Source organism: Larkinella knui, from assembly GCF_003858645.1.
Classification (GTDB): Bacteria; Bacteroidota; Bacteroidia; order Cytophagales; family Spirosomataceae; genus Larkinella; species Larkinella knui.
This window is the reverse complement of sequence record NZ_RQJP01000001.1, coordinates 1,164,386-1,189,375: the sequence shown is the minus strand read 5'-3', so window position 1 is coordinate 1,189,375 and position 24,990 is coordinate 1,164,386. Positions and strand designations below refer to the sequence as shown.

The following is a 24,990-nucleotide window of genomic DNA, read 5'->3' as shown; positions in this document are numbered from 1 at the left end:
TGCTACTACCTATAAAAAAACCGCTCTAGTTAATAGAGCGGTTTTTTAATTTACAGGAAATCGGTCGCCTGTTTATCGATCGAACTGGCTTCGTTTTCTTTTATTTTTCTTATAAAAGCACTATTCTTCAATATAATACCCAAAGATAATTCCCATCTCGTCTTCGCTTGTTAAACCGAAACTAACGGGTTTATCGGTGGTGTTATTGTACGTAATTTCAGATACAAGGCCCTCGCCTTTTGCCAGTTGAATGGGTGTTTTCAACGTGACAATTTCAGGATGTTCCCAATCGGTTGTGGTATAAACAATCTCGCCGTTCCTGGCTCCTCCTTTAATTTTAATCACAAATTTTTCTCCCAATTTATGGGTGTGAGACGTCAGAACCAGAATTTTAACTGGTTTTGACATGGTAAATGTTTTAGACAGTGTGACGCGGGTTTTAGCCGGTATATTCAGGTCGGTATTCGCATAATCCATCGTTTTAACCACATTTTTCACCTTGGATTTGTCCATCGTGTACAAATTCATGTACACCTCTCCGGTAATGGGACTCGTGGATTTATTGACATAATGCGAGTTCAGATCCACAGTCACATTAGCGGGCATCAAGAGGGCCGTGCCTTCCGGAAAAGAATAGTCGATGGATGGTGATTGGGTCCCGGCGAAATAGACGTGATTCTGCATCGTAAGTGCTGTCGCCAGGTTATAGGAATTATCGGGATTCCGTAGATCACGAACCTGGTTCATAGCGGGCAAATTCTGATCATTTCGAAAATTATACATCAAAAAGTGATGGCTGTTATTCCGCATTTTAATCTCAAACCGATTCACATAAATGTCCTGCGTATTTCCAATTGACTTTCGGACAAATAACTCCCGTTCAAAATTTGGGATAACCGTAAACGGCTCAAGTTTAACCTGAAATCCCTCCGTAGCCGCCGGCACTTTCAGGCCTTCAAAATTTTCCGCAGCGGGTGTACTCGGTGTTTTGTCGTCGAGCAGCGTCGAATCGGCCACATTGCCTTCTTTGGGTGCTCCGGCTTCAATCCAGCGCCGAACAAACTCGATTTGGCCCACGGTCAGCAGCTCTTTTCCCAACGGCATCGGATTGCCATAATTGGCGCCACTGTGGTGGCTGGCAGCCGCATTGATTTTATGATAAAGAAGACTTTCCAGAGAGGCAAACGGTTTCACCCGAAACAAACCGTTGGTTTTGGCGGTGGCATTGCTGGGTTCAACACCAACCAGATTTTTATAGGCGACATTAGCCGCTAAAACCAGATGGTGCTGGGCAAAAACAGGATCGGTTTCGGAAGAATGGCAACCTGAAACTGCGCAGGTCGGCGTTAGAATCCGCCGTTGTAACTGCTCCAGCGTTGAAACGACGGCTTTAGGTTGGGCCTCGGTTCCATCGTCGGCTTTCTGGCAGGAAGCAATCGCGGTAGCCAAGCCCAAAGCTCCCAGTAAACTCAACTTGAAGGGATGGAAATAGTGTTTCATGTACCAGAGAGTCTTAAGTGAGTATACGGTAATCGTATGGGAAACGCAGCCAGTCAACGCATTCGTTGCGCAGCCATTTAAAACTTCAAGATGAAATCCTGCTTGGGCTGCTGGCTACGGAAAAATACCAGGCCCACGTAGAAAAGATCAATTGAAACCGTCACGGCAGGATGGGCTTTGATGGTGTCCCAAGCCTGCTCCATCTCATCCGACCAGTGAATATCGTCAAAAATAAAACAGGTATCGTTATGAACTTTCAAAAGACAGGTTTCAAAATAGCGCACGGTCGGCTCGTAGCGGTGATTGGCGTCGAAAAAAGCCAAGTCGATGGCCGGGACCGTCTTTAATCGCTCCGCCAGCGTCTCGTCGATATTGCCCGTAATGATTTCAATATTCTGATAATTCAGCTTGCGAAAGTTTCGCTGAGCTACCGCAGCGGTTTGCGGACATCCCTCAAATGTCAGGATTTGGGCGGCTGGTGCGGCAGTAGCCTCATATAAGGTGGTGATGCCGAGCGATGTTCCCAGGTCGACAATCGTCCGGGAATCAAACCGTTGAATCAACCGATACAGCAAGCGCCCGAAACGCGCCGGTTTCTGCGAATTTTTGGCGATGTCCCGAACGGCCCGCTCACGCGAGGCATTGATGCGGGAACCCGCCCCGAAATCCGTAATCTGAATCTTGCGGGCATCTTTTAATAATTCCTGCTGCAAAGCCCGGATTGGAGCAAAGCGTTGCTCGCCCGGATTGTCGCGACGAATGAGATTGGAATACAGATCGAATACAAAAGGCGAATGCAGAGAATGCACATTGCGAGCCTTAAGAAGAAATTTTAAATAAGCTCGAATCAAGAAACTAAAACCGCAAGAACGGCAATTTAACGAATAAATTAATTCAACCGGTACGGAACAACCATCGTGAATTCGGGAATGTTGACCCGAAATTGTTTTCCGTCAATAATGCGCTCCATCAGATAAGTCCCGCCCATTTTACCGAGACTTGACCGCAGGTTACAACCCGAAACGTATTCATGGGTTTCGCCGGGTTCCAGAATGGGCTGCTGACCAACCACGCCCTCGCCTTCCACTTCCCGGGCCATGCCATTGGCATCGTAAATAACCCAATGCCGTCTCAGCAACTGAACGGTTGAGGTACCTTCGTTTTCGATGGTAATCCGATACGTAAAAACATAATGCGCCTGCCCTGGACTGGAATATTCAGGTTGGTATTCGGTCATAACACTAACCTTGACGCCGTCGGTAACTGCCGATATCATTATAGCTGCTGTTGTTTGATTACCTTAAACGAAAATTAAATTTAAGAGTTTATAATTCCAATAAGGGTCAGAAATTAATTTTGGTTTCGTCTACTTTTGTCCTGACAACGAAAAATACGTCCCAAACTTATCCGTTCTGATCGATTCGTTAATCCCAAACCCCAATTAAATGAAGGTTGCTATTGAACCCTCCTGGCAGCAAAGGCTACAGGACGAATTTGAAAAACCGTATTTTCCCAAACTGGTCGAATTTGTCCGGGAAGAATATACCACTCAACGCTGCTACCCACCGGGCAAACTGATCTTCAATGCTTTTGATAAATGTCCGTTCGACCAGACAAAGGTGGTCATTTTAGGCCAGGATCCCTACCACGGCGAAGGACAGGCCAACGGACTGGCGTTTTCGGTCAATGACGGCATTACCAAGCCGCCTTCCCTGGTCAATATTTTTAAAGAGATTCTGGATGATGTCGGAACACCCATTCCGAAATCCGGAAATCTGGAACGCTGGGCGGTTCAGGGGGTTTTGCTGCTGAATGCTACCCTGACGGTGCGGGCCAATCAGGCCGGTTCGCATCAGAATAAAGGCTGGGAAACGTTTACCGATGCGGCTATCCGGCATCTTTCCGACGAAAAAGAAAACCTGGTTTTTCTGTTATGGGGCGCTTATGCCCAAAAGAAAGGCGCGGTTATCGACGGTACAAAACACCTTATTCTGAAAGCCAAGCATCCGTCACCCATGGCAGCCCAATGGGGCGGCTGGTTTGGCAACAAACATTTCAGTCAGACGAACGCGTATTTAAAAAGTAAAGGTTTGAAAGAGATTGAATGGTAAGAAAAGCGCCCAACCGACTGGTTTACCGGTTTTTCAAAAGCCGAAATAGTTGATTATCTGGTTGTAATTAGAAACGACAATCGGAGTTTTACCCAAATAAAAAAGATTAGGATAGACCATGGTGATCAGTAAGGCCGTCAGGATAACGGTCCGGGAAAAATCTGTTTCGTTTAACCGGTGAATGAACACAATTGCAAACAAGATCCATGGGAATGTATAGGTCAGGCTCCTGGTTACATCCACAACACACAAAGAAGAAACAAAGGACATTGAAAAGAACAGCAATACAATTAAAAGCGAGCGTTGATTTTTTCTATTCCACAACCAGTGAATCATCAGAATAAACGGCAACCATAATCCTTCATAGATTGAAAAAACAGAATTAGGCACCGGCTGTAAATTAATCAAAACCATTTTGAAACCAACCAGTGCATTAAATCCTAACGGAATTGTTAAGCCATAAGCGGTGCCTAAGTAGGTTCGGATACCGAAGTAGCAAACTAAACAGGCCAGATACCAGCGCGTAAAAGAGTGCTTAAGGATGTATTTTATGTCAACGTTTTTAAGGTCTTTTTGCTGTAGAACTAACCAGAAAAGCACTATCGGTGAGACAATTAGGGCTCTTTCATCGGTCCAGAAAGCCGCCGTCAGGCTTAAAAAGGCGAAGGCCCAGTTAGCTTTTGAAATGGAATAAAGAGTGACTACCAGCAGAAAATAGGCTATTCCATCAAACCAGCCGTAAAGATCCCAAAAAAACGAGTTTCCAAAATAAATAAAAGAAAATCCCAGCGTAGCAATCAGCGCGTATACGTTGTCTTTTGTTGTCAATACGACCAGTTCCAGTACTAAATAAAAGCAAAGAAAGCCGAGTACATGCTGAAACGCGAACAACCAGATCATTTTGGGCAATGCGCCCTGAACGGGAAATACTTTACCAATAATGGCGGGTAGTAAGCGAAATGTTCTCTTCGACTGATGCGAAATCTGGGGGTGTAGCTGCGGAGTAAGCGGATGACTAATCTGGTTGGTAAGAGCCTGCCAGTTATACCGATAATCCTTGAATTCCGGATTAATGCTTTCCGCATTTTGAAAACGTTGATAATCCGGATTATTTAGAAAAAGGCAAAACGAAACGCAAAGAAAGGCCGTCAATGGTTTCCACAAAGGTAGCCCCGTATAATGCGCTAAATAATCAAAAATAGTTAATCGAAGTTCCAGAAATCGCTCTTTCATATATTAGAAGTATACACGTGTGCGCAGCACCCTATTTGCTATATGAAAGCCGATAAGTGGCTAGCTAAAACAATTGTTTGCCCATAAAAATAATGTAAATATCAAATGTATACAATCCATAGTACGTTTTATTGCCGGCTTTAACTAAAATTTATAAAATACTCACAAACGAAATTATTCGTACAGGTAACATCCTAAGTAAAGTTCTTTTTCCGGAAGGGGTAATACCATTCAATCCTCATTCATCCTTCAAAAGGATAAGAATGAGGATTGAATGGCAGACTACGCTGATTTAAAAGTGATTGAAAAGCAATATAAAAGAAGCAGCAAACTGGTTATTCAATAATCCGGAACAACCGATTCCAGCGAATTTTCTTCAGGACGCTCTCCGGATTCGGATCGATGGACATCCAGATGAAAACCGCCTTGCCAACAATATGATCGGCGGGCACAAACCCCCAATACCGGGAATCGGCGGAGTTGTGGCGGTTGTCGCCCATCATAAAGTAATAATCCTGCTTGAAAGTATAGGAAGTGATGGCTTTCCCGTCAATCTTGATGGTTTTTTCGGCCAGTTCCACCTTTTCATTGTCTTCGTATTTCTGAATGACCGGGCCATAAAGGGCGATATTTTTTTCATCCAGCTGAATAGTCACGCCTTCTTTTGGAATGGTAATTGGGCCGTAATTATCCACATTCCAGGGAAATAAGGAAGACTGCGGATACACTGGCTGGAATGGATTTACCGATCCTTTGGGCGAACTCAGGGTTTCCAGACCCTGCACAAAATCCTGCTGTTTCAGTAAGGCGGCCGTTTCCGGCGTCGTATGGATCCGGTATCCCGAGGCATCATTCGCCGATATGGTATCGTTGAAGGTTTCGGTACTTTGCTCAAAATCAGTAATATCGTAGCGTTTGAATACTTTCGCGCTGATCACCGAGTTGGTTTTCAAAAAATACTCTGTTTCCGATTTTACCGGATCGGGAAAGACTTGCCCGTTGACGTACACCTTCCGGTCACGCACTTCCAGAACATCACCGGCCACGCCAATGCAGCGTTTGATGTAGTTTGTTTTTAAATCGGTCGGATACTCTTCGGGTGGATAATTAAATACCACCACATCGCCCTGCTTGACGGAGGAGAAACCGGGTAGGCGGTATTGGGGCAGTTGAATCCAGTCGAGATACGACGGTATGTCGGTTCCCCATATTTTCTGGTGCGTCAATGGCACCTGTATAGGCGTTTTCGGGGTCCGCGTCCCGTAGTGGAGTTTGCTGACAAACAGAAAATCACCAACCAGCAGACTTTTTTCCATCGACGGCGTTGGAATCGTAAACGCTTCCATAAACAGCCAGCGAATCAGCGTTGCCGCCACAACCGCAAACACAATGGAATCCAGCCACTCGCGGAACGGTGATTTTTTCTTGGCAGTGCGCCGGGTGGCGGTTTCCTGATTTTTAACTACAGACATGATATAAAATGATAAATAATAAATGTAAAATGGATGGTGATGAAGGCTGATGCGATGAACTTTAAAAGTTAAAATTCATCATTTTACACCAAAAATTAAATAGTGCCGGTTTCCCCCAACAAATCTTCCATTCCAAAAACACCTTGTTTACCCACCAGCCATTCACTGGCAATGACGGCTCCCAGAGCGAAGCCCTGACGGCTGCGGGCGACGTGCTGAATCTCGATAAAATCAACGTCCGAGTCATACCGAACGACATGCGTTCCGGGCACGGTTCCCTCGCGCAACGACTCAATCACCACGGCGTCCGGCTCTTCGGGTGCATCGTTGACCCACCGTTTTTTCGAGGGCATCTGCTCGATAATGCCTTCAGCCAGCGTAATGGCCGTTCCACTCGGGGCATCCCGTTTCTCGGTGTGGTGAATTTCCGTCATCGAAACCTGGTAGGACGGATGATTCTTCATAAACCGGGCCAGGATCTTGTTCAGCCGAAAAAACAGATTGACGCCAATGCTGTAATTCGATGCATAGAAAAACGCGCCGTTGGTTTGCCGGCACAGGTCTTCAATTTCAGCCCGGTGTTCGAGCCAGCCGGTTGTGCCGCAAATCACCGGCCAACCCCGCTTCAAACAGTCGCGGATGTTGTCGACGGCAGCTTCCGGCGAACTAAATTCAATCGCCACATCGACGTCGCCCTTCTGAAAAGTTTCCAGCAGGGTGCGGTTATTGACATCGATCCGGCCCACAATTTCGTGCCCCCGGTCCAGCGCAATCTGCTCGATGGTTTTACCCATTTTGCCATATCCGAGTAAGACTATTTTCATTCAACGAAGGAGTTCTGGATTCAATTGGTAAACTGAAAAGCAACCCGTATGCCCGGAACCGGCAGCCCTCCAGTGATGGGCATCAACAGACCGGGTTTTATTTTCATGGTCAAATCTTCCGAAATATCGAATGTTTTAAGGTGAGCCGTCACGTTGGCTTCGATCACATTCACCCCCCATAACAACCCGATTCCCAAATAATTATAATCCCGGTAACGGGCAACTGCACGGGCAGCACGCTCTAATTGCGCCACGGCGATGGGATCGGTATAACCGGGAACGGATGCGGTTTGGCCCGGACTGTAATTGGCTATAATTCCGTATTTCCGGTAAAAGCGGTATTGGTTGCTGTATTTTTGGGAAAAATAAACCATCGTCCCAAACCCGGCATAAATAATCGGCACCTTCCACCAGTGTCCGTTGTGAATCTGACCAAGTCCCGGCAGCATGGCCGAACGAATGGTGGCGGTTCGGGGTACGATCTTGCGAATGTTGGCATTCTGTTTCGGGCTCAGCGGCAGCGTATCAGCGGGCAAACCCATGCGCAACGAATCCGTGGAAATCTGGACGGTCTTCCCATCAGGCACGGCCACCGCAGGATTCTGGCCCCAGGCCATACCGCCCAGCATCATCAACATGCCAGCCCCCACGTAATTCTTCCATTTCATTCGATCAGTAACCCGGTATTCCGTTTTCATGTGTCCAGTCGTTGTATATCAAATCTTTCATGTTGAACGAAAGATGAAGCGGATCAACCACTGGCCTTCAGAAAATTAACATTTTTTATGCCTTGTAATTCAATACTTCCAAAATCCGGTTCATTTCATCCTGCGATGTAAACGGAATTTTGATTTCGCCTTTGTGCTTATCGTCAGCCTTGATGGAAACCTTTGTTCCAAACATCGACGATAACTTGAATTGCAGCCCTCTGATTTCCTGTTTGTAAGGTGTCGAGCGTCGTTCCGGTTCATTTTCGGGCGTTGTCGAAAGGCCTCTTACGGCTTCTTCCACCCGGCGAACCGACCAGTCTTCATCGATGAGCCGATTAAAAAGCTTAATCTGAATATCCGGATTATCGACATTGATAATGGCGCGGGCGTGGCCCATCGAAATCTTGGTATCACGCAAAGCGGCCTGAATTACCGGCGGTAATTTCAGCAATCGGATGTAGTTGTTGACCGTCGTGCGGTTTTTACCAACCCGGGCACCCAGTTCCTCCTGCTTGAGATTACATTCTGTAATGAGCCGCTGATAGCTCAGGGCAATTTCAATTGAATTCAGGTTTTCACGCTGAATGTTCTCGATCAACGCCATTTCCAGCATTTGCTGGTCGTTGGCCTGCCGGACATACGCCGGGATGTGCGTCAACCCAATCAGGCGGGATGCCTGCAACCGCCGTTCTCCGGCAATCAGCTGGTATTGATCGCGACCCAACTGGCGAACGGTAATGGGCTGGATAATACCCTGTACGCGAATCGATTCGGCCAGTTCCATCAGGGCTTCTTCATCGAACCGGGTTCGGGGTTGAAACGGGTTGGTTTCAACATGATTGACGCTGATTTCCGTCATGGTCGAAATCGACTCATACGGCGACGGTTTACTGGGCCGATTGACCTGGTCACTATCGTGCAATAAGGCTCCTAACCCACGGCCCAAACCTATCATTTTCTTCGGATTACTTTTTGCGTTCGTATTATCCATGGCTGTTCATTCTTGTCGGATATTATACGGTCTGATCCTGGGGCAACCGGCCATTCTTTATCAAAATTTCGCGGGCGAGATTGAGATAACTGATGGCACCTTTACTATCGGCATCCTGCGCCAGAACCGGCAACCCGAAGCTGGGAGATTCACTCAGGCGAATGTTACGCGGGATTATGGTATTGAATACCATCTGCTGAAAATGAGCCGTTACTTCACCGACCACCTGATTGGACAACCGAACCCGTAAATCGTACATCGTCAGCAGAATTCCTTCAATCGCCAGGGCCGTGTTCAGCCGCGACTGAATGATCTTGATGGTATTCAGCAATTTACCAAGTCCTTCCAGCGCGAAATACTCGCACTGAACCGGGATGATCACGGAATCGGCGGCAGTCAGACTATTGATGGTAATCAGACCCAGTGAGGGCGAGCAGTCGATGATCACGAAGTCGTATTCATCTTTCACATCATACAAAGCCTCCTTCATTTTTTCCTCCCGGTTTTTGAGATTGATCATCTCAATTTCGGCCCCCACCAGATCGATATGGGAAGGCAACAGGTCGAGGTTCGGGAAGTCGGTCTGGATAATGGCGTCACGCGTGCGGATGTCTTCAATCATGCACTCGTAAATACTGTTTTCAATTTCTTTCGGATTATAACCAAGACCCGACGTGGAATTGGCCTGTGGGTCGGCATCGACAATCAGTGTTCGAAATTCGAGAGCCGCCAGACTGGCGGCCAGATTGATCGTAGTAGTGGTTTTTCCGACGCCCCCCTTTTGGTTGGCAATAGCAATAACTTTACCCATGGGTTTGTTCGTTACAGACCCAAATATCTATAGATGGTTATTCTAAAGCAAGGAACGTTTCACGGTTTTTTAGAAAATGTTTCACGGATGAAAAAATGACGAACAGTGAAACCGGGTTGGTTCTTGAGCTAATCGTCTGACTGTCTATGAAGTTACCCAACCGCGTCCGGGGCTATATTATTTATTCATTATCAAGCCCAGACCTGCGTTCCTTCCGTACAATTCTTACACATCTCGATCCCGGAGCGCGATTGAATGAGCGTCTGCCGGAATTGCTGATACGGTTCACTGGCCCAAAGCCGCGTGAAACTCTGCTCCTTCAAATCGCCCAGTCGGTAATGGGCATCCTTGTCGAAACAACACGGAACCACCAGCCCGTCCCAGGTAATGACGCACGAATGCCACATTTTCCAGCAATGGCCATCCAGCGCATTTTTGATCGCGTAGGTTCCATCGGTTGTTTTTTCGTAGCGGGAATATTTATCGATGGTCGGCATCAGGTCCGAACCGTGTTCGAAATCGTAAATCTGGGCGGTTTTCAAACCGACCTCATCCACGCCCAGTTCTTTGGCCAGTTGATACACCTCCCCGATCTGGTGTTCATTCGGCTTGACGACCAAAAACTGGAAAATAACGTGGGGCGTTTTCGACTTCAGTGCTTTTTTCCACTTGATGATATTCTTCGTTCCCTCGATCACCTTGTGCAGCTTCCCGCCCACCCGGTATTGCTGATACGTTTCCTGCGTCGTGCCGTCGATCGAAATGATCAACCGGTCCAGACCCGACTCTACGGTTTTTTTAGCGTTGGCGTCCGTCAGGTAATGGGCATTCGTGGAGGTTCCGGTATAAATTCCCTTTTGAGAAGCGTAACCGACCAACTTCAAAAAATCGGGATGCAGATACGGTTCGCCCTGAAAATAAAACGTCAGATACAGTAGCGTATCGGCAATTTCATCAATCGTCTGCTTAAAAAGATCCGCAGGCAACATCCCCGTCGGGCGGGTAAACGACCGCAAACCGCTCGGACATTCGGGACACCGAAGGTTACAGGAAGTCGTCGGTTCAAACGAAATGGCGATGGGCGAACCCCGGTGTACGGCCTTGCCGGTCCATTTCGATTCGTAATAACTCGACAACACCTTCAATGCATTCCAGGCCCGTTTTGGCGTTACTTTCGAGAAAAAATTCAAGCCATCGGAAATATTACGATTCATGCGGTTCAATCAAGATGTGGAACAAAAGTAAACGATTAACGTACGGATTAACCGATCTGATGATGAAAATACAGCATAATGGATCTGACGGTTCCCTTCAGCCACCGATTGTTACGGTTCAGACCAATTCCTTTCCGTTTGAAATAAATTTATTTAGAATTGTTTCAAACAACACTTGACACGTCTTCAATCCAAGTGTACTTTTACGGAGTCAAACGCACAGAAGTCGTTTATTCACTGTTTCCACTTGTAGTATCCGTGTCGAATACCCTTCCATTAACCGAATTGTTTGCCAGCTCCAAAGGCGCAACCTACCAATGCGATACAACCAATCGTATTATTATTCAGTTCGGTGATGCCCGCGTTTCGCTCCGTATTTCCGATTTTCTGACGTTCAAGAAGCGTGTGGATTCGGTGGATATTCATACCATGATTTTCAATACCGACGACGCTTATGACGTCGAAGTGATCGATGCCCCCCGCACTGACCATCTGTTTGTTCTCAGCCTCTGCGACCTCATCGCCCTGCGCGACCTGCTGGCCGGAACCCGCTTCGTGCTGGATTTGAACACCCTGCTTAACGAACGTATTTACAGCTCATTAGTTTATTAATCTGCCGGATCGGATAAAAATCAACGGCGATTGACGGCACCCTCCTTTCTACGGTGTCCAATCACTGCAATTAGACTGTTTCCAAATTTTGTTTGTTCAAAACTTTTTTCATCCGAAATCAGTATTCTTGTAACAGAAAAGGCACATCCCCTCCATCTGGTCAAGGACCAAAAACTGAAATAACGATGAAAGATTTAGTGAGAATGAGAACGTCGCTGAAAGAAGAAATCGAGCGGATTCTCAACGAACAGATAAAAATGGAAGCCCACTCGTCAGCCATTTATTTGGCGATGGCAGCCTGGTGCGACCGCAACGGATTTGATTACAGCGCAGGCTATTTCTATAAGCAATCGAACGAAGAACGGAACCACATGCTGAAGCTTTTCAACTACGTTTCAGACATGGGTGGCCATGCCCTTTCGCCCGAAATAACCAACGTTCCGCAGGAATTTGACGGCTTCCGGGATGTATTCGAACTCGCTCTGCAACAGGAAATTGCGGTTACCAACTCGATCAACCGCATTGTTGGAACAGCGCGGCAATTGAACGATTTTGCTACGGATCAATTCATGCAGTGGTTTGTTAAAGAACAGATTGAAGAAGAATATGTAGCACGCCGGGCAGTCGAATTATTCGATGTCATTGGTGAAGAAGGCGTGGGTCGTTATATGATCGACAAGGCTATTCCCAAAATTACGTACGGGGATGTTGAAGCGTAGTTAAACGCGAAGTCTACCCATTTTCTATAGCTCACTTACTGGATTTATAAACCCGGATTTAAAACGTCCGGGTTTCGTTTTTATACGATTTTATAAACCCGGCATGCCCCCGGATTTAAACCGGGTAAGGGATAATGATACCCGTTAGCCATACAACAGTCTGCTGCCTGTTCGTCTGTCGTATCCAGCACACGCTCCAATTTTCCTGCCTCCCCGGTAAATAAAGGCAGGGACACGTGCCGCACCGGTTTTGCCGGATCCAGATTTACGACAAACACATACGCCGGTCGATGCCGCTGCGTCCAGGCAATTGCCGACTGAACTCCGGCCGGATCGGGCGGAATGAGCCAGTGAACGGGCTGATCCATGATTTCCGAACCTAGCTGATCGGCTAAAAGCCGGAGTTGCAAAATCGCCTGAAATTGTTCCGCATTTTGCCCCCATTGAAACGGGCCGTGGGTAACCTTGTCGATTTCAGTATCGTCCTGAATGCTGAAAACGTACAGTTTGCTGTATTCTTCATTCGCTCCCCGTTCCTCATGCCGATTCCGGACTTCGAAACCCAAGCCGACGTAACTGGGTAAGCTGTTCATAAACAACGCGATAAAATAGCGAATACGGTTTCCGGCCCGGTAAAACCCGTCGAACCGCGGATCATCCTTATCAGCCGTCATCACCGTAAAATTTGGCGCAAACCGCCGGGTTTGCGCCAGATCGAGGTATTGACGAAACCGGGCGCGAAATTCAGCGGAGTTCACGACAGTCGATTGCAAATCGCCCAGGGTGGTTTCCGCTTCAATGGCTTCCAGATGCGACAGTTCATCGCCATAGCCCATGGTGTCGGGTGGGGCCAGAAAAGTTTCGGCAAAGAACCCGAAGTGGCCAACGCCCTGCCCCCGAATGAATCGTTTAATGGTGCGCAACGGATCGTAATACGCATCGATTTGAGCTGGCACTCCTTCCGGTCGCATTTGAACATGCGCCATATCACCCCGCATAAAATCAAATGCATACCGCTGCTGACACTCGAAGTAACGCTGGGACACATACGACCAGGCGGACGAATTCGGCTGGTCAAAATTCAATTCGCCGGTAGTGTCATTCGTTTTCGTATGATAGAATTTGTACCTCGCCAGCGGGCCAAACACTCTCGACATCGGGCCGGGCTTCAGAAAACCGTATTGATACCAGGTTTGTCCGTATTCATCGACCACAAACTCATCCGGCTTGCTGTACAAACCGCGGTAAGGTGGTGCCATCGTCATCGGTACGGTTTCAAAACCGCCCGCTACCAACTGCTGAATGAGCGACAAACGCCGGTTGAGCCGTCCACCGTAATCGGACACTTCCCCAAAAAGTGCCTCTGGCGTCAAGGGTGCCCCGTCGGGTAGTGATCGGTTAGCCCCGGCCCAGTCGGCAATGGCGTGCCTGACCTGTTCTGTAACGGATTCGGATGTGTCGACCAAAACCGGGCCTTCCCGCCGAACCCATTCAAAAAGCTCCGGCTCGCTCAGCACCATTTCCGAAAACCGGTCAGTATGCGGAATGACATCCATTCCAACGGTCCGGCCCATCAAATGCAGCAGGTTGACAACCACTTTCAATTGTTTCTCCGGCGTATCCAGTTGATTGAGAACCTGATAGAGATCATGACTAAAAAATTCCGGATTGATATTCCAGCTGATCATACCGTACAGACTTCCCACGACGCCCGGTTCCCAGATGGGCAATAAATGGATGCTATCATGCAGGGCGGGCAACGTCAGCGCATAGTTGACCGCATTCCAGAACGTACCGATGGTTCGTACGTTGATGCCGACCATTTTACTTTTTTTCAGCCAATCGCCATTCTTCTGACCGGCCACCGGGCTATCCACCGACTGGTTCGGATCAAGTGCCTGCTGAACGGAAGAAAATCCAAACCGCTTCGCCAGAATATCCAGGGTCTGGTAAACCGGAAAATCCACCGCTTGCTGCGGCAGCAAATTCGGTATAAACGACTGCTGTCCAACCTGATAGGCATCCAGGTAAGCAGCACGATTCTGCTGCCAATCATCCCGAAAATGGTGATACAATGTCGGCATACCGCAAATGTAGGACGGTTTTGCAAACTGTCCCGTGTTGAATCGGTTTTGTTTATATTTACCGTTTCCAATCGGAAAATACGGTTAAAATTCCGGCTATAGCATGGATGTCATCATCATTGGAGGAGGGTTGGCCGGTCTGGTCAGTGGGTTGGAACTGGCGCGCGCCGGGCACCTGGTTACGATCGTCGAACGGAAAACGTACCCCTTTCACAAAGTGTGTGGCGAGTATGTCTCCAATGAAGTCCGGCCCTACATCGAATCCCTGGGCGTTAATTTACAGGTTTTAGGCGCAACCCACATCAACCGGTTTCAGTTTACCTCCCCATCGGGGCGGCTGCTGGAAACGGTGCTCGATTCGGGCGGTTTCGGCATCAGCCGGTATACACTGGACGACACGCTTTACCAACTGGGACAGTCGGCGGGAGTCCGGTTTTTACTCGGCAAACAGGTTGAAAGTGTCCATTTTATGGCCAACCGGTTTTCGGTTGACGTAAACGACGGTCAGGTTCTGACCAGCCGGCTTGTGATTGGGGCTTTCGGAAAACGGTCGAAAATCGATAAGCAACTGCAACGGTCGTTTGTGCAGAAGCCGTCGCCGTACCTCGGTGTCAAATACCACATCCGAACCGATTTTCCGGCTGACACCATTGCACTCCACAATTTCAGCGATGGCTACTGCGGTTTATCATCGATCGAAGACGGCAAGCACTGTCTGTGCTACCTGACGACCCGCAAAAACCTCCGTCCGTTTGGCTCGATTCCGGCGATGGAGCGGGCGGTTTTATATCAAAATCCGCATCTGAAACGGATTTATGAACAGGCGGAATTTATCTACGAAAAACCGGAAGTGATCAACGAATTTTCTTTTGCTCCCAAGCGCGCCGTCGAGCAGCACATTCTGATGGCCGGTGATTCGGCGGGTTTGATTACGCCACTTTGCGGCAACGGTATGGCCCTGGCAATTCACAGCGGCAAGCTGGTCAGTGAGCTAGGATCGGCTTTCCTGCGGGGGCAACTAACCCGTCAAGAGCTGGAGCAACGGTATCAGGCCGAATGGTCAAACCGCTTTGCCCGGCGGCTTTGGGTTGGCCGAACCGTCCAGCGACTGTTTGGCGATCAGTGGCTATCCGAAGTCGCGGTTTCGGTTTTCGGTAGCTTTAAGCCCTTGCTGCGCGGAGTAATCCGGCAGACGCACGGAGATGTTATTCCGGTGTGAGTCTCATTAAACCGGAATAACCGTCGTATTTTTCACCTCCGACATCACAAAAAAACTGCTGATATTCAGAATACCGGGAATAACGGAAAGCCGTTCCTGGTAAAACCGGTTGTAGGCTTCCATGTCGTGGACAACAATTTTCAGCAGATAATCAAACGTGCCCGACACCAGGTTACACTCCATAATTTCCGGAAGTTCGGCAATGGCCTGGTCAAACTCCACGAACGTATCACGGGTTTGCTTGTCGAGGGTGACGTGGCAGAAAACCACCAGCAGATTTCCGAGCTTTTTCTTGTTCAACAAGGTTACGTATTTTTCAATAACCCCTTCGCGTTCAAGCCGTTTGATTCGTTCGTGAACGGGTGATTTGGAGAGGTTGATCCGCTGCCCGATCTCCTGAATCGTCAGTTGGGCGTTTTCCTGCAATAGAGCCATGATCTGCCGATCAATCTTGTCTACCTGAATCATAACGGAATTTTTTCTTTCAGAAGCCTTTCGCAGCGCCGGTTGCCAAATTATTTCCTTCTATACTACGATAATTAAACAGAATTTCCCAAAACGCGTTGTAGAATCAGAAATCTGTTTGGCAATTTGTACCTTTGTGCCTTCAAATCTGTACCACTCCCAACCGCAGAACAAAATGGTAATCGGTGTTCCTAAAGAAATCAAAAACAATGAAAACCGGGTGGCACTGACACCGGCCGGTGTTGCCGAATTCCGGCGATATGGTCATACGGTTTATGTTCAGGTCAATGCGGGGGTGGAAAGTGGTTTTGAAGACGAAGAATACATTGATGCGGGTGCGATCATGCTGCCGACCATCGAGGAAGTGTATGGTATTTCCGAGATGATCATGAAGGTAAAGGAGCCCATCGCTTCTGAATATGAATTGATTAAAGAAGATCAACTGCTTTTCACGTATTTCCACTTTGCCTCTTCCGAAGAATTAACGCACGCCATGATCGACCGTAAGGCGGTTTGTCTGGCCTACGAAACGGTGGAGAAAACGGATCGCAGTTTGCCCCTGCTCATTCCCATGTCGGAAGTGGCCGGCCGAATGGCCGTGCAGGAAGGGGCAAAATACCTGGAAAAACCGCAGAAAGGCCGGGGTATCCTGCTGGGCGGAGTTCCGGGGGTAAAACCGGCCCACGTCCTGATTCTGGGTGGTGGAATTGTCGGCACACAGGCGGCCAAAATGGCGGCTGGTTTGGGAGCACACGTCACCATTATGGATATCAGCCTGCCACGTCTGCGGTATCTGTCGGATATCATGCCCGAAAATGTCGACACGCTGATGTCGAACGAATACAGCATTCGGGAAGCCGTGAAAACTTCCGATCTCATCATCGGTGCGGTATTGATTCCGGGCGCCAAGGCCCCTCACCTCATTACACGCGACATGCTGAAACTGATGCGGGCCGGAACCGTTCTTGTCGATGTAGCGGTCGATCAGGGCGGTTGCATTGAAACCTGCGTACCCACGACGCACGAAAATCCGACGTATGTCATCGACAATGTGGTGCACTATTGCGTGGCCAACATGCCGGGTGCCGTGCCCTACACCTCCACCGTTGCGCTGACGAATGCAACGCTTACCTACGCCCTGCAACTGGCCAACAAAGGCTGGCAGAAAGCGTGCCTCGACAACGACGAACTGAAACGCGGCCTGAATGTCGTTAACGGAAAAATCGTCTATAAAGGCGTTGCCGATGCGTTTGGGTTGCCGCTGGAAGACGTTACTGAACTGCTCAAAAAAGAAGAAGAACAAATCGATTTTTGATACGTATCCATTCCAACCTGGTTAAGAGAACACTTCATCGACCTCATTAAAAGTACGACTTCATCAACATGATTTTTTAAGGGTTTAGGAATAAAAACAGCAAAGACACGACCACTATGAGTCGTGTCTTTTTTTTGCTATGAATGCGCGGATTACTTTTGGTAGCTGACCCGATAAATAACGCCGTTGTTGTCATCGGTGAACAGCAGGGAACCGTCGGGCATGGTGGTGATACCGACCGGCCGGCCAAATTGCGCGCGGTTGTTGTCCACCAGGAATCCCGTTACAAAATCGTCAATGCGGACCGGTTTTCCGTTTTCAAAATGCACGCGGACCACTTTATAACCTGACGGCTTTGTGCGGTTCCAGGAGCCGCGCATCGTAGCAAAAGCATCGTTTTGATACTCCGCAGGGAAATAGGTTGCCGTGTAAAAAATCAGTCCCATTGGTGCCGCGTGAGCCTCATAGGAATAGCTGGGAAGCGTCGTTTTCGCCAGAATCTGCGCGTAGGTCGTATCACCCATCGGGCGGGGATGTGGGTTGTAAGCCCCGTCTCCGTAAATGTACGGCCAGCCATAAAAGGCCCCCGGTTTGATCTGGTTCAGTTCTTCTTTCTGCTGTTCGTCGCCAAGCCAGTCAATCCCGTGGTCTAAACCGTACAGCTCGCCCGTTTGCGGATGCCAGTCGAAACCGATGGTGTTGCGCAGGCCACTGGCGAATATAATTCGCCCGCTGCCATCGGGGTTGGCCCGGAGAATCGTCGCATTTTCGGCATTGGGTTCCGCGCAGGCGTTGCAGGTACTGCCAACGGTGAGGTACATCAGGCCGTCCGGGCCGAAATCGATGGTCCGGTTGGGGTGCTGCCCGCCGTCGGGCAGGTTATTGATGAGTTGCTGAAGGGTACCCAGGGTACCATTGGAATTGATGTCGGCCCGGTATACTTCCTTAACCGTAACCAGATACATTTTCCCCTCGTGGATCGTGATTCCGTGTACAGCCTTCAGGTTGGCCACCACCTGGTTCTGGTCCGCTTTTCCATCGGCATCCGAATCAATAAGTAGCGTCACGGTGCCGGCTTCCCGGCTGGTCACGTAAACGTTGCCCGCTGGACTGACGGCCAGCATCCGGGGCTTACCAAGCTTATCAGCAAATTTGGCAATTTTGAAACCCGCCGGAAGCTTTAACTGCGCAATTCGGGCATCGGTGGCTTCGACCAGCGCGGGTTCAAAGACGTTTCCCTGGATACTGGCCGAAGTGGGTTCTTTGTTGGTTTCGGGAATTTGGGCATCAATCAGGTGATCGTTCGTACAGGAGCTTACCGTCGCTAGTCCGGCCAGCCCCACCATCAGGGAGGTAATCCGTAAACTTTTCATTGAGTTGGATGTAAACGTTGAGTGAATTGAATCAGGTATTAGTTTTCGTTTTACAGGTACAGAAGAATACCGTAACTCCAGCGAAAAAAAATGGTTAGAAAATCCGGCTGGGTTTTAAGGAAACGGAGCTGCTAACCATTTTCCAGTTCGTAGCGTCTTATATTAAAAGACCGTTTATTTAAACGCTTCTTTCAACTGGGCGGCAGCAAAATTCTGCGCCTGCTCGGCTTTCGACACAAGGGCGTTTGTGCCAAAAAATTCGTGTGTAGTCCCTTCGTAAAGCAGGTAAGTGACCTTAACCCCGGATTTCATAAACTTATCCCGTAGTTGTTGCCCTTCCGTTTGCAGCGGATCGATCTGGGCAGCGATGATGGTTGCCGGTGGCAGGCCACTGAGATTGGCAACATCTACCAGTGAAATCAACGGACTGTCGCCATCGGCGGGAGTCTTGAAATACCGAGCGGTAAACCATTCAATCAAGGGTTTATCCAGCGGTTTTGCGTTCTGGTATTTAATATATGACTCGGTCATCAGGTCGTTATTGGCTACGGGATACACCAATAACTGATGCACGGGCAAGGCCGTACCGCTGTCGCGGGCCATCATACAAACCCCAACCGACATGTTGCCGCCCGCACTTTCGCCGGCTACGGCTACCTTAGCCGGATCACCGCCCAGTGAGGCCGCATTCTCTTTCACCCATTTGTAGGCTTTGTAGCAATCCACATGAGCAGTGGCAAACTTATTTTCGGGGGCCCGGTGGTAATCGACCGAAACGACGATGGCTCCTACTTTTTCGGCCAGCCCTTTTGTAGAAGCTTCATACACTTCCGGACTAGCCAGCACCCAGCCACCACCGTGATAATAGACAATAACGGGTAAGGGACCCGTAGCTGTAGCGGGTTTGTAGACCACCGCCCGAACCATAAGTGGCGGAGATCCTGGCAGAAAGAGTTCGCTGGTGGTAACGTTGGGCATAGGAATTGGTTGCCCTTTTTTTACCAAAAGCGAATTGACGGCATCTTTTATAGTAGGCCTTTTGCGGGCCTCCTCCGTACTGAGTTGCCAGAGTGGCGTAGGATTTAGAAGCAGGAATTCATCGATGACCTCCTTCATCTGCGGATCAAGCTCCGACATCCAATCTACCGGACCGGCAATTTGGGAAGGAGGCAGGTGATCACGCAGACAGGAGGACAAACTAGCAATCAGTACAATTGCAATCCAAATGGACTTAATAAACCTACTCTTTTTCTGAAGCAATCCCCATCTACTGCCTCGTTCGTCTACACCGGAAAACACTTGGTCAAAAGAATTCATACGACGTTGTTTTAAGTTGATTTTAAAAAAACTTACGTACGTATGAACACCTTTGGGCGGATTTAAAAAAGGAGAAGAGTGAGGTTTCGGCCCAGGCAGGTGCAGCCTCATGGCTCAACTTCGCGGTAATTTAGTCCTGAAAGTCAATCTCACTCCAGCGCTCGGGCAGGTGAGTGTCATACAGGCCGTGGGGCGTCAGAACCATCGCCTGATGTGATTGCGCCCTACTAGCCGAAACCGGTAACTTTTGAAAGCGACCCAAAAACAGTCGCCAGATATCGCCTTTTTTGGGTGGCAAAGAGCGTCCGTTGGCCAGCCACCCCAGGCTCTGCCAGGGAATTGCGATCTCCAGGCTCCAGCCGCGGTCTATATCCCCGTTATTGTTGAGCGTTCCGTCCACCTGCACGGCGGTTTCCAGCCCCGGTAAATCGTAGTTGAGAAAAGCCCAGCGCAGGCCACGCGGATGCGTCCCATACCAGAATGTCTCGCCGTCGCGGTCGAAGTTGCCCCCAAACGTGAGTGCCTTCGGATCGTGAACGTCGAACAGGGGAACATCGAACCGCCCTCCCCGCTGATAGGCGTCACGCCAGATAAAAAACACTTCATAAATCGTATTCCGGGCGTTCACTTCCAGTTCATAATAGCAATCGCCCCCGTCGATCAAAAGCTCAAGATCGTTCTCCAGAAAAATAATCGAATCCCGTTCAGTCATATGGGCTTCCACAAAAGGTTCTTCGGCAATGAAAGCGACATAGAGATGGGTGTCGTTCCAGAGAATAGCCGTCCGCGTATCATACAGACCCGGAGCTGCGGTTTCCATGTCCACAAATCGCTGGCTCCAGGTTGCCGATTGCCAGGCCGATTTAGATAGGTCACCGTTTATTTCCAACGTTTCGTTAATTTTCCGAGCGGTATAGTGCGACATGAGCGGTTTTTTTGGCAAATATACACTTGTTTGCCAATGCGGGGGCTGGAAATGAAAACAAAAAAAGCACTTACGATTTCTCATAAGTGCTTGATTTTGAAGAGCCCCCAGTCGGGATCGAACCAACGACCTACTGATTACAAGTCAGTTGCTCTACCAGCTGAGCTATGGAGGCAAATAGATTTGAGTTTCCCACCACTTGGCAGTCGACTGAAAACCGGATTCGCTGGAATGGCTTTCTTTAAATCTGGTGCAAAAATAGCAATTTTGCTTTTTCGGTCAAACAAAGCTTCCTTTATTTTTCCCGATAGAGGCAGTTTTTTCGTTTACTGAGCTTCGCGGATCACCTTAAGCTGGTGCTTCAGATCGTCCAGCTGCTTCTGGGCAGCCTGAATCTTCTTATCAATGTCGGCCCGTAATTTTTCGGCCCCTTTCGAGCGACCAAAAAATTCGATGTTGTTGTTATAAACCGCAATATCGTTTTCGAGCGTCGTCATTTTCCGGCGAATATCCCCTTCTTTTTTATACAGATCCCGCGACGAACCGGTATCCCGAATCATCTCGGCTTCGTTCTCCAGCGTCAGCCGTTCTTTTTCTTTCGGCGAAATTTTTCCATTGGCACCCACAAACGAATTGACGGCGTTGATGTAGCGCTTCTGGATCGACTGCATGTCTTTTTTGGGTACATACCCGATCTGGGCCCACTCTTTTTTGAAGTCGTTCAACTGGGCTAAATCGGCATTGCCACTCGCTGCCACGGTTTCGATCCGCTCACAAAGGGCAATTTTCTTCGCCAGATTTTCTTCAAATTCTTTTTCAACTTCCTGATTCCGCGACCGTTTCTTATTGAAGAATCCGTCGCAGGCGGCTTTGAACCGCTCGAAAATGGTGTCTTTGAATTTTTCGGGAACCTGGCCGATGGTTTTCCACTGGCGTTGCAGTTCAATGACTTTCTGGGTCGTTTCGGCCGATTCTTCGCCCGACTCCAGAATGGCTTCAACTTCTTCGCACAACTGCGTTTTTGCCTTCAGATTTTGCTCCCGTTTCCCCTCCAGTTGCTTGAAAAATTCTCCCTTGTGGTGGAAAAACTGTTTGAGAGCCGCCCAGAACTTCTTGCTCAAATCCTTGCCTTCATCGCGTGGCATAGGCCCCCGAATGGCGTTCCAACGATCCTGAATCGTCATCACTTCGCGGGTTTTCTCGTTCCAGTCGTTGATGCTGTTTGATGAAAATGACGTAAAAGGAATTAGCTCTTCGTATAATTTCGATTTTTCATCATACAACTGAGCGCCCTCTTTCCGAATCTCCTCGTTCTGGCCCCGACGACGGTCGTACAAAGTATCCAGTGCCTTTTTGAAACGCTGCCAAAGTACTTCCTGCTCCGCTTTTGGGGCCGGGCCAATGTGTTTATATTCCTCGAACAGGGCATTGGCTTCGTCGATAACGGCTTTGGTTACCGGACTGCCTTCATTAGCCTGAACCAGTGCTTCAACCTTCTCACAGAGTTCGGCTTTCTGGGTCTGATTCTTTTTTCGATCGAGTTCTTTTAATTCAAAATAAATATTCCGGTTGCTGTAATACCGGTCAACGAGAGCGTGGTAAGTAGCCCAAAGCGTGGCGTTGTGGGGTGACGAAACATTCCCGGCCGCTTTCCATTCATCCTGAATGTGCTTGAAACCGTTCCAGCTCGTTTTTGGATCACCGGCGTTATTTTCATCGGCTTCCACCAATTCGCGCAACCGGCGCAGCAACTCCGTTTTGACGTTAAAGTTGTTATCCTTGGCCTTTTCGAGCTGCTGAAAATACTGGTTTTTCTGGTCTTTAATCTGCTTATACAGACTATCGAACCGACCCACCAGTTCGTCCTGCTTAAACTCAAAACCTTCTTCCGAACCGGTTTCCTGAATATAGCGCTGCAAGGCATCGGCCCGATCCGACGCTTTCGATTGGTCAAACAACGGACGTAACTCCTTCAGCACTTCATCGGCCCGGCGATAATCCGAGGCAGAAACCGTATCCGTCTTGAGAGAAGCCAGATTCTTTTCGAGCAAAGCAACCATGTCGGCCCGGGAAAGCTGGCTGTAATCCGCTGCCGGCGTTACCTCTTCCAGTTCCAGTTCGACGGCTTCAGTCGGATCAGCATGCATTTCAGTAGCCACAGGAGGTTGTGGTGCTGCTTCATCACGATCAGCATCGGGCACTTCTGCCACGGGTTCCCCCGCATCCGCGGGCTCCGCTACGGATTCAGCAGCGGGCTCCGGCGTCGAAGCTTCCGGCGTTGCAGTCGATTCCGGACCCGGTTCCAGCAGACCCGTCGTTTCCTGATTACTTTCCGGTTCCCCCTGTTCAGTTGGTTCCGAAGCCGAATCTACTCCTTCAGCCGGTTCTTTTTTCGATTCCAGTTCCACCGTGTCAGTTGGTTCCTCATTTAATTCTACCGCATCAGTCGGTTCCGCATCCGGTTTTATCTCGGGAGATACTTCCGGATTCAGATCCTTGCGTTCAGTTATTTCTTGCTCTTCGCTCGCCATACGATTTTTAGGAATCGTTACTTTTGCAAAAATACGAAAAAAAGCGGATTATTATTTCTTTGCAGACCGCATCGCCGGTTCGAAACCCATACATCCATGTTATCTTCCCTGGCTGAGTTACGAAAAGAGTACACCCTAAACGGTTTAGACCCTTTAGATGTTTCAATAAACCCGCTCGCTCAATTTCAGCGTTGGTTCACCGAAGCCCTGAGCGCGGGAGTTCCGGAGCCTAATGCCATGCATCTGGCCACGGTTGGGCCGGAAGGGCGTCCTTCGGGGCGGATTGTGCTGCTGAAAGGGTTCGATGAAAAGGGTTTTTCATTTTTCACCAATTACCAAAGCCGGAAAGGAGTTGAACTGGCTTCCCATCCGTTTGCTTCGCTGACATTTTTTTATCCCGAACTCGAACGCCAGATTCGGATCGAAGGCACAATTCAGAAATTATCCCCGGCCGAGTCCGATGTGTATTTCCAGAGCCGACCCCGGGGCAGCCAGATTGGGGCCTGGGTTTCGCATCAGAGTTCGACGATTGAAAGCCGCGACGTCCTTGAAAACCGGCAGCGGGAACTGGAGCATCAGTTTGAAAACCAGCCTGTGCCGCGTCCTCCGCACTGGGGCGGTTTTAGCCTCATTCCCGACCATATAGAGTTCTGGCAGGGCCGCCCCAGCCGCCTGCACGACCGGGTCCTGTACCGAAAAGAAGGCGAAAACTGGGTGATTGAGCGGCTGGCTCCCTAAGGAGTTAAAAGTGAAGAGTTTAAAGTGAAGAGTTTAAAGTGAAGAGTTAAGAGTTGGCTGACCCAAGCTATTCTTAACTCTTTACTCATTAAGCTAAATCAAATAGATTTTTCACGCCAATTGTCCGGTCGACGGTGAATCCTTCGCCGTATTTGACACCGATGACATGGCCGAATTCCTCGGCGCGGGCTTTCAGAAATTCCATAAATTCCTGGCTGGCAATGTAACTCATGGGTTCATTGCTGTTCGGATCGTAAAACTGACTTTTATACGCCAGCAACGACGCCTGTTTTTGGTCGTAGAAATCGGTGATGTCGACAATAAAGTCGGGTTTGATGTAGCGATCCTGAATCAGATGATATACGATTTTCGGCCGCCAGGCTTCCTGCTCCAGGCCCGTAGCCTCTTCACCCAGGTTGTCCACGGTTTTGATTTGCCGCAAACCGGAATAAAAACACGCATCGACCACCAGTTCCGACGCCCGTCCGTGATCCGGGTGGCGATCGTAAATAGCATTGGTAATGACAATTTCCGGTTGATATTTCCGAATAGCCGAAATCAGCGCCTTCTGATGGTCTTCATCGTTCCGAAAAAAACCGTCCCGGAACCGCATGTTTTCCCGGGCTGACAACCCCAGAATTTTGGCAGCGGCTTCCGCTTCCTGCAACCGGATTTCGGGTGTGCCGCGCGTGCCCAGTTCCCCGCGGGTTAAATCAACGATACCCACTTTTTTGCCTTGCGCAACCAGGGATAGAATGGTTCCTGCACAGCCTAATTCGGCGTCGTCGGGATGTACGGCAATAACCAGAAGGTCGAGTTTCATTCG

General features: G+C 49.0%; 23 protein-coding genes and 1 tRNA gene. 6 read left to right on the top strand and 18 right to left on the bottom strand.

All coding sequences use genetic code 11. From position 1 onward, the window contains the following. Nucleotides 1-120 precede the first annotated feature (120 nt). The 3 genes from EHT87_RS04850 to apaG form a co-directional block, all read right to left on the bottom strand. Entirely contained in the window at nucleotides 121-1,500 is a 1,380-nt protein-coding gene (locus EHT87_RS04850) for a monooxygenase (protein WP_124904396.1), read from the bottom strand. A gap of 77 nt (nucleotides 1,501-1,577) precedes the next feature. After that, on the bottom strand, nucleotides 1,578-2,309 hold the full coding sequence (locus tag EHT87_RS04845; RefSeq protein ID WP_310587509.1) for an O-methyltransferase: 732 nt from the start codon (nucleotides 2,307-2,309) through the stop codon (nucleotides 1,578-1,580). Between the two features lie 80 nt (nucleotides 2,310-2,389). Next, nucleotides 2,390-2,776, bottom strand: coding sequence for a Co2+/Mg2+ efflux facilitator ApaG/CorD (apaG, locus tag EHT87_RS04840; RefSeq protein ID WP_124904392.1), 387 nt, complete (start codon nucleotides 2,774-2,776; stop codon nucleotides 2,390-2,392). 169 nt (nucleotides 2,777-2,945) lie between these two features. Here apaG and ung point away from each other — a divergent pair, with 169 nt between their 5' ends. Next, nucleotides 2,946-3,611: a uracil-DNA glycosylase gene (gene ung / locus EHT87_RS04835; protein ID WP_124904390.1), complete on the top strand. Its 666-nt coding sequence runs from the start codon at nucleotides 2,946-2,948 to the stop codon at nucleotides 3,609-3,611. A gap of 33 nt (nucleotides 3,612-3,644) precedes the next feature. On the opposite strand, the gene EHT87_RS04830 is transcribed toward ung, so the two are convergent. From EHT87_RS04830 to EHT87_RS04800, 7 genes are all read right to left on the bottom strand, one after another. Then, entirely contained in the window at nucleotides 3,645-4,844 is a 1,200-nt protein-coding gene (locus EHT87_RS04830; protein WP_124904388.1) for a hypothetical protein, read from the bottom strand. A gap of 335 nt (nucleotides 4,845-5,179) precedes the next feature. Next, nucleotides 5,180-6,316 carry a signal peptidase I gene (gene lepB / locus EHT87_RS04825; RefSeq protein WP_124904386.1) on the bottom strand — a complete coding sequence of 379 codons (1,137 nt, stop codon included), beginning with the start codon at nucleotides 6,314-6,316 and terminating at the stop codon, nucleotides 5,180-5,182. 95 nt (nucleotides 6,317-6,411) lie between these two features. Further along, complete coding sequence (gene dapB, locus EHT87_RS04820; protein ID WP_124904384.1) at nucleotides 6,412-7,140, bottom strand: 4-hydroxy-tetrahydrodipicolinate reductase; 729 nt, start codon at nucleotides 7,138-7,140, stop codon at nucleotides 6,412-6,414. A gap of 20 nt (nucleotides 7,141-7,160) precedes the next feature. Beyond that, nucleotides 7,161-7,838 (bottom strand): DUF5683 domain-containing protein, encoded by a 678-nt coding sequence (locus EHT87_RS04815; RefSeq protein ID WP_185716142.1) that lies wholly within the window; start codon nucleotides 7,836-7,838, stop codon nucleotides 7,161-7,163. 85 nt (nucleotides 7,839-7,923) lie between these two features. Beyond that, entirely contained in the window at nucleotides 7,924-8,841 is a 918-nt protein-coding gene (locus tag EHT87_RS04810) for a ParB/RepB/Spo0J family partition protein (RefSeq protein WP_124904380.1), read from the bottom strand. A 22-nt stretch (nucleotides 8,842-8,863) separates the two neighbouring features. Next, nucleotides 8,864-9,652, bottom strand: a complete 789-nt coding sequence (locus EHT87_RS04805) for a ParA family protein (RefSeq protein WP_124904378.1) — start codon at nucleotides 9,650-9,652, stop codon at nucleotides 8,864-8,866. Between the two features lie 191 nt (nucleotides 9,653-9,843). After that, nucleotides 9,844-10,866, bottom strand: coding sequence for an SPASM domain-containing protein (locus EHT87_RS04800; protein ID WP_124904376.1), 1,023 nt, complete (start codon nucleotides 10,864-10,866; stop codon nucleotides 9,844-9,846). 258 nt (nucleotides 10,867-11,124) lie between these two features. Between EHT87_RS04800 and EHT87_RS04795 the strand changes: the two genes are divergently transcribed. Then, the gene (locus EHT87_RS04795; protein ID WP_124904374.1) at nucleotides 11,125-11,478 is read left to right on the top strand and encodes a hypothetical protein; all 354 of its coding nucleotides are present in this window, start codon (nucleotides 11,125-11,127) and stop codon (nucleotides 11,476-11,478) included. Nucleotides 11,479-11,663: 185 nt separating this feature from the next. Further along, nucleotides 11,664-12,197: a ferritin gene (locus EHT87_RS04790; protein ID WP_124904372.1), complete on the top strand. Its 534-nt coding sequence runs from the start codon at nucleotides 11,664-11,666 to the stop codon at nucleotides 12,195-12,197. 80 nt (nucleotides 12,198-12,277) lie between these two features. On the opposite strand, the gene EHT87_RS04785 is transcribed toward EHT87_RS04790, so the two are convergent. Continuing rightward, entirely contained in the window at nucleotides 12,278-14,281 is a 2,004-nt protein-coding gene (locus tag EHT87_RS04785; protein WP_124904370.1) for an alpha-amylase family protein, read from the bottom strand. A 103-nt stretch (nucleotides 14,282-14,384) separates the two neighbouring features. Here EHT87_RS04785 and EHT87_RS04780 point away from each other — a divergent pair, with 103 nt between their 5' ends. Beyond that, entirely contained in the window at nucleotides 14,385-15,500 is a 1,116-nt protein-coding gene (locus EHT87_RS04780) for an NAD(P)/FAD-dependent oxidoreductase (protein WP_124904368.1), read from the top strand. A 6-nt stretch (nucleotides 15,501-15,506) separates the two neighbouring features. On the opposite strand, the gene EHT87_RS04775 is transcribed toward EHT87_RS04780, so the two are convergent. Beyond that, nucleotides 15,507-15,968, bottom strand: a complete 462-nt coding sequence (locus EHT87_RS04775; RefSeq protein WP_185716141.1) for an Lrp/AsnC family transcriptional regulator — start codon at nucleotides 15,966-15,968, stop codon at nucleotides 15,507-15,509. A gap of 172 nt (nucleotides 15,969-16,140) precedes the next feature. Between EHT87_RS04775 and ald the strand changes: the two genes are divergently transcribed. Further along, nucleotides 16,141-17,280 (top strand): alanine dehydrogenase, encoded by a 1,140-nt coding sequence (ald, locus tag EHT87_RS04770; RefSeq protein WP_124906027.1) that lies wholly within the window; start codon nucleotides 16,141-16,143, stop codon nucleotides 17,278-17,280. Between the two features lie 152 nt (nucleotides 17,281-17,432). Here the strand turns inward: ald and EHT87_RS04765 are convergent, their stop codons facing one another. From EHT87_RS04765 to EHT87_RS04745, 5 genes are all read right to left on the bottom strand, one after another. Beyond that, entirely contained in the window at nucleotides 17,433-18,653 is a 1,221-nt protein-coding gene (locus EHT87_RS04765; RefSeq protein WP_124904366.1) for a PQQ-dependent sugar dehydrogenase, read from the bottom strand. 174 nt (nucleotides 18,654-18,827) lie between these two features. Continuing rightward, nucleotides 18,828-19,790, bottom strand: coding sequence for an alpha/beta hydrolase (locus EHT87_RS04760; RefSeq protein ID WP_124906025.1), 963 nt, complete (start codon nucleotides 19,788-19,790; stop codon nucleotides 18,828-18,830). Between the two features lie 310 nt (nucleotides 19,791-20,100). Continuing rightward, entirely contained in the window at nucleotides 20,101-20,895 is a 795-nt protein-coding gene (locus EHT87_RS04755) for a carbohydrate-binding family 9-like protein (protein ID WP_124904364.1), read from the bottom strand. A gap of 102 nt (nucleotides 20,896-20,997) precedes the next feature. Further along, nucleotides 20,998-21,070: transfer RNA gene (locus EHT87_RS04750), tRNA-Thr, on the bottom strand. A 151-nt stretch (nucleotides 21,071-21,221) separates the two neighbouring features. Next, nucleotides 21,222-23,426: a DUF349 domain-containing protein gene (locus tag EHT87_RS04745; protein ID WP_124904362.1), complete on the bottom strand. Its 2,205-nt coding sequence runs from the start codon at nucleotides 23,424-23,426 to the stop codon at nucleotides 21,222-21,224. 96 nt (nucleotides 23,427-23,522) lie between these two features. On the opposite strand from EHT87_RS04745, the gene pdxH reads away from it, so the two are divergent. Continuing rightward, a complete protein-coding gene (gene pdxH / locus EHT87_RS04740; RefSeq protein ID WP_124904360.1) occupies nucleotides 23,523-24,164 on the top strand; it encodes a pyridoxamine 5'-phosphate oxidase in 642 nt (213 codons plus the stop codon). Nucleotides 24,165-24,252: 88 nt separating this feature from the next. Here pdxH and bshB1 read toward each other — a convergent pair whose 3' ends face one another. Beyond that, on the bottom strand, nucleotides 24,253-24,987 hold the full coding sequence (bshB1, locus tag EHT87_RS04735; RefSeq protein WP_124904358.1) for a bacillithiol biosynthesis deacetylase BshB1: 735 nt from the start codon (nucleotides 24,985-24,987) through the stop codon (nucleotides 24,253-24,255). Nucleotides 24,988-24,990 lie beyond the last annotated feature (3 nt).

What these genes read in the sequence shown, in the direction of transcription:
- EHT87_RS04850 (WP_124904396.1), bottom strand. Translation starts at nt 1,500, where the DNA reads ATGAAACACTATTTCCATCCCTTCAAGTTGAGTTTACTGGGAGCTTTG.
- apaG (WP_124904392.1), bottom strand. Translation starts at nt 2,776, where the DNA reads ATGATATCGGCAGTTACCGACGGCGTCAAGGTTAGTGTTATGACCGAA.
- ung (WP_124904390.1), top strand. Translation starts at nt 2,946, where the DNA reads ATGAAGGTTGCTATTGAACCCTCCTGGCAGCAAAGGCTACAGGACGAA.
- EHT87_RS04830 (WP_124904388.1), bottom strand. Translation starts at nt 4,844, where the DNA reads ATGAAAGAGCGATTTCTGGAACTTCGATTAACTATTTTTGATTATTTA.
- lepB (WP_124904386.1), bottom strand. Translation starts at nt 6,316, where the DNA reads ATGTCTGTAGTTAAAAATCAGGAAACCGCCACCCGGCGCACTGCCAAG.
- dapB (WP_124904384.1), bottom strand. Translation starts at nt 7,140, where the DNA reads ATGAAAATAGTCTTACTCGGATATGGCAAAATGGGTAAAACCATCGAG.
- EHT87_RS04815 (WP_185716142.1), bottom strand. Translation starts at nt 7,838, where the DNA reads ATGAAAACGGAATACCGGGTTACTGATCGAATGAAATGGAAGAATTAC.
- EHT87_RS04810 (WP_124904380.1), bottom strand. Translation starts at nt 8,841, where the DNA reads ATGGATAATACGAACGCAAAAAGTAATCCGAAGAAAATGATAGGTTTG.
- EHT87_RS04805 (WP_124904378.1), bottom strand. Translation starts at nt 9,652, where the DNA reads ATGGGTAAAGTTATTGCTATTGCCAACCAAAAGGGGGGCGTCGGAAAA.
- EHT87_RS04800 (WP_124904376.1), bottom strand. Translation starts at nt 10,866, where the DNA reads ATGAATCGTAATATTTCCGATGGCTTGAATTTTTTCTCGAAAGTAACG.
- EHT87_RS04790 (WP_124904372.1), top strand. Translation starts at nt 11,664, where the DNA reads ATGAAAGATTTAGTGAGAATGAGAACGTCGCTGAAAGAAGAAATCGAG.
- EHT87_RS04785 (WP_124904370.1), bottom strand. Translation starts at nt 14,281, where the DNA reads ATGCCGACATTGTATCACCATTTTCGGGATGATTGGCAGCAGAATCGT.
- EHT87_RS04780 (WP_124904368.1), top strand. Translation starts at nt 14,385, where the DNA reads ATGGATGTCATCATCATTGGAGGAGGGTTGGCCGGTCTGGTCAGTGGG.
- EHT87_RS04775 (WP_185716141.1), bottom strand. Translation starts at nt 15,968, where the DNA reads ATGATTCAGGTAGACAAGATTGATCGGCAGATCATGGCTCTATTGCAG.
- ald (WP_124906027.1), top strand. Translation starts at nt 16,141, where the DNA reads ATGGTAATCGGTGTTCCTAAAGAAATCAAAAACAATGAAAACCGGGTG.
- EHT87_RS04765 (WP_124904366.1), bottom strand. Translation starts at nt 18,653, where the DNA reads ATGAAAAGTTTACGGATTACCTCCCTGATGGTGGGGCTGGCCGGACTA.
- EHT87_RS04760 (WP_124906025.1), bottom strand. Translation starts at nt 19,790, where the DNA reads ATGTCGGAGCTTGATCCGCAGATGAAGGAGGTCATCGATGAATTCCTG.
- EHT87_RS04755 (WP_124904364.1), bottom strand. Translation starts at nt 20,895, where the DNA reads ATGTCGCACTATACCGCTCGGAAAATTAACGAAACGTTGGAAATAAAC.
- EHT87_RS04745 (WP_124904362.1), bottom strand. Translation starts at nt 23,426, where the DNA reads ATGGCGAGCGAAGAGCAAGAAATAACTGAACGCAAGGATCTGAATCCG.
- pdxH (WP_124904360.1), top strand. Translation starts at nt 23,523, where the DNA reads ATGTTATCTTCCCTGGCTGAGTTACGAAAAGAGTACACCCTAAACGGT.
- bshB1 (WP_124904358.1), bottom strand. Translation starts at nt 24,987, where the DNA reads ATGAAACTCGACCTTCTGGTTATTGCCGTACATCCCGACGACGCCGAA.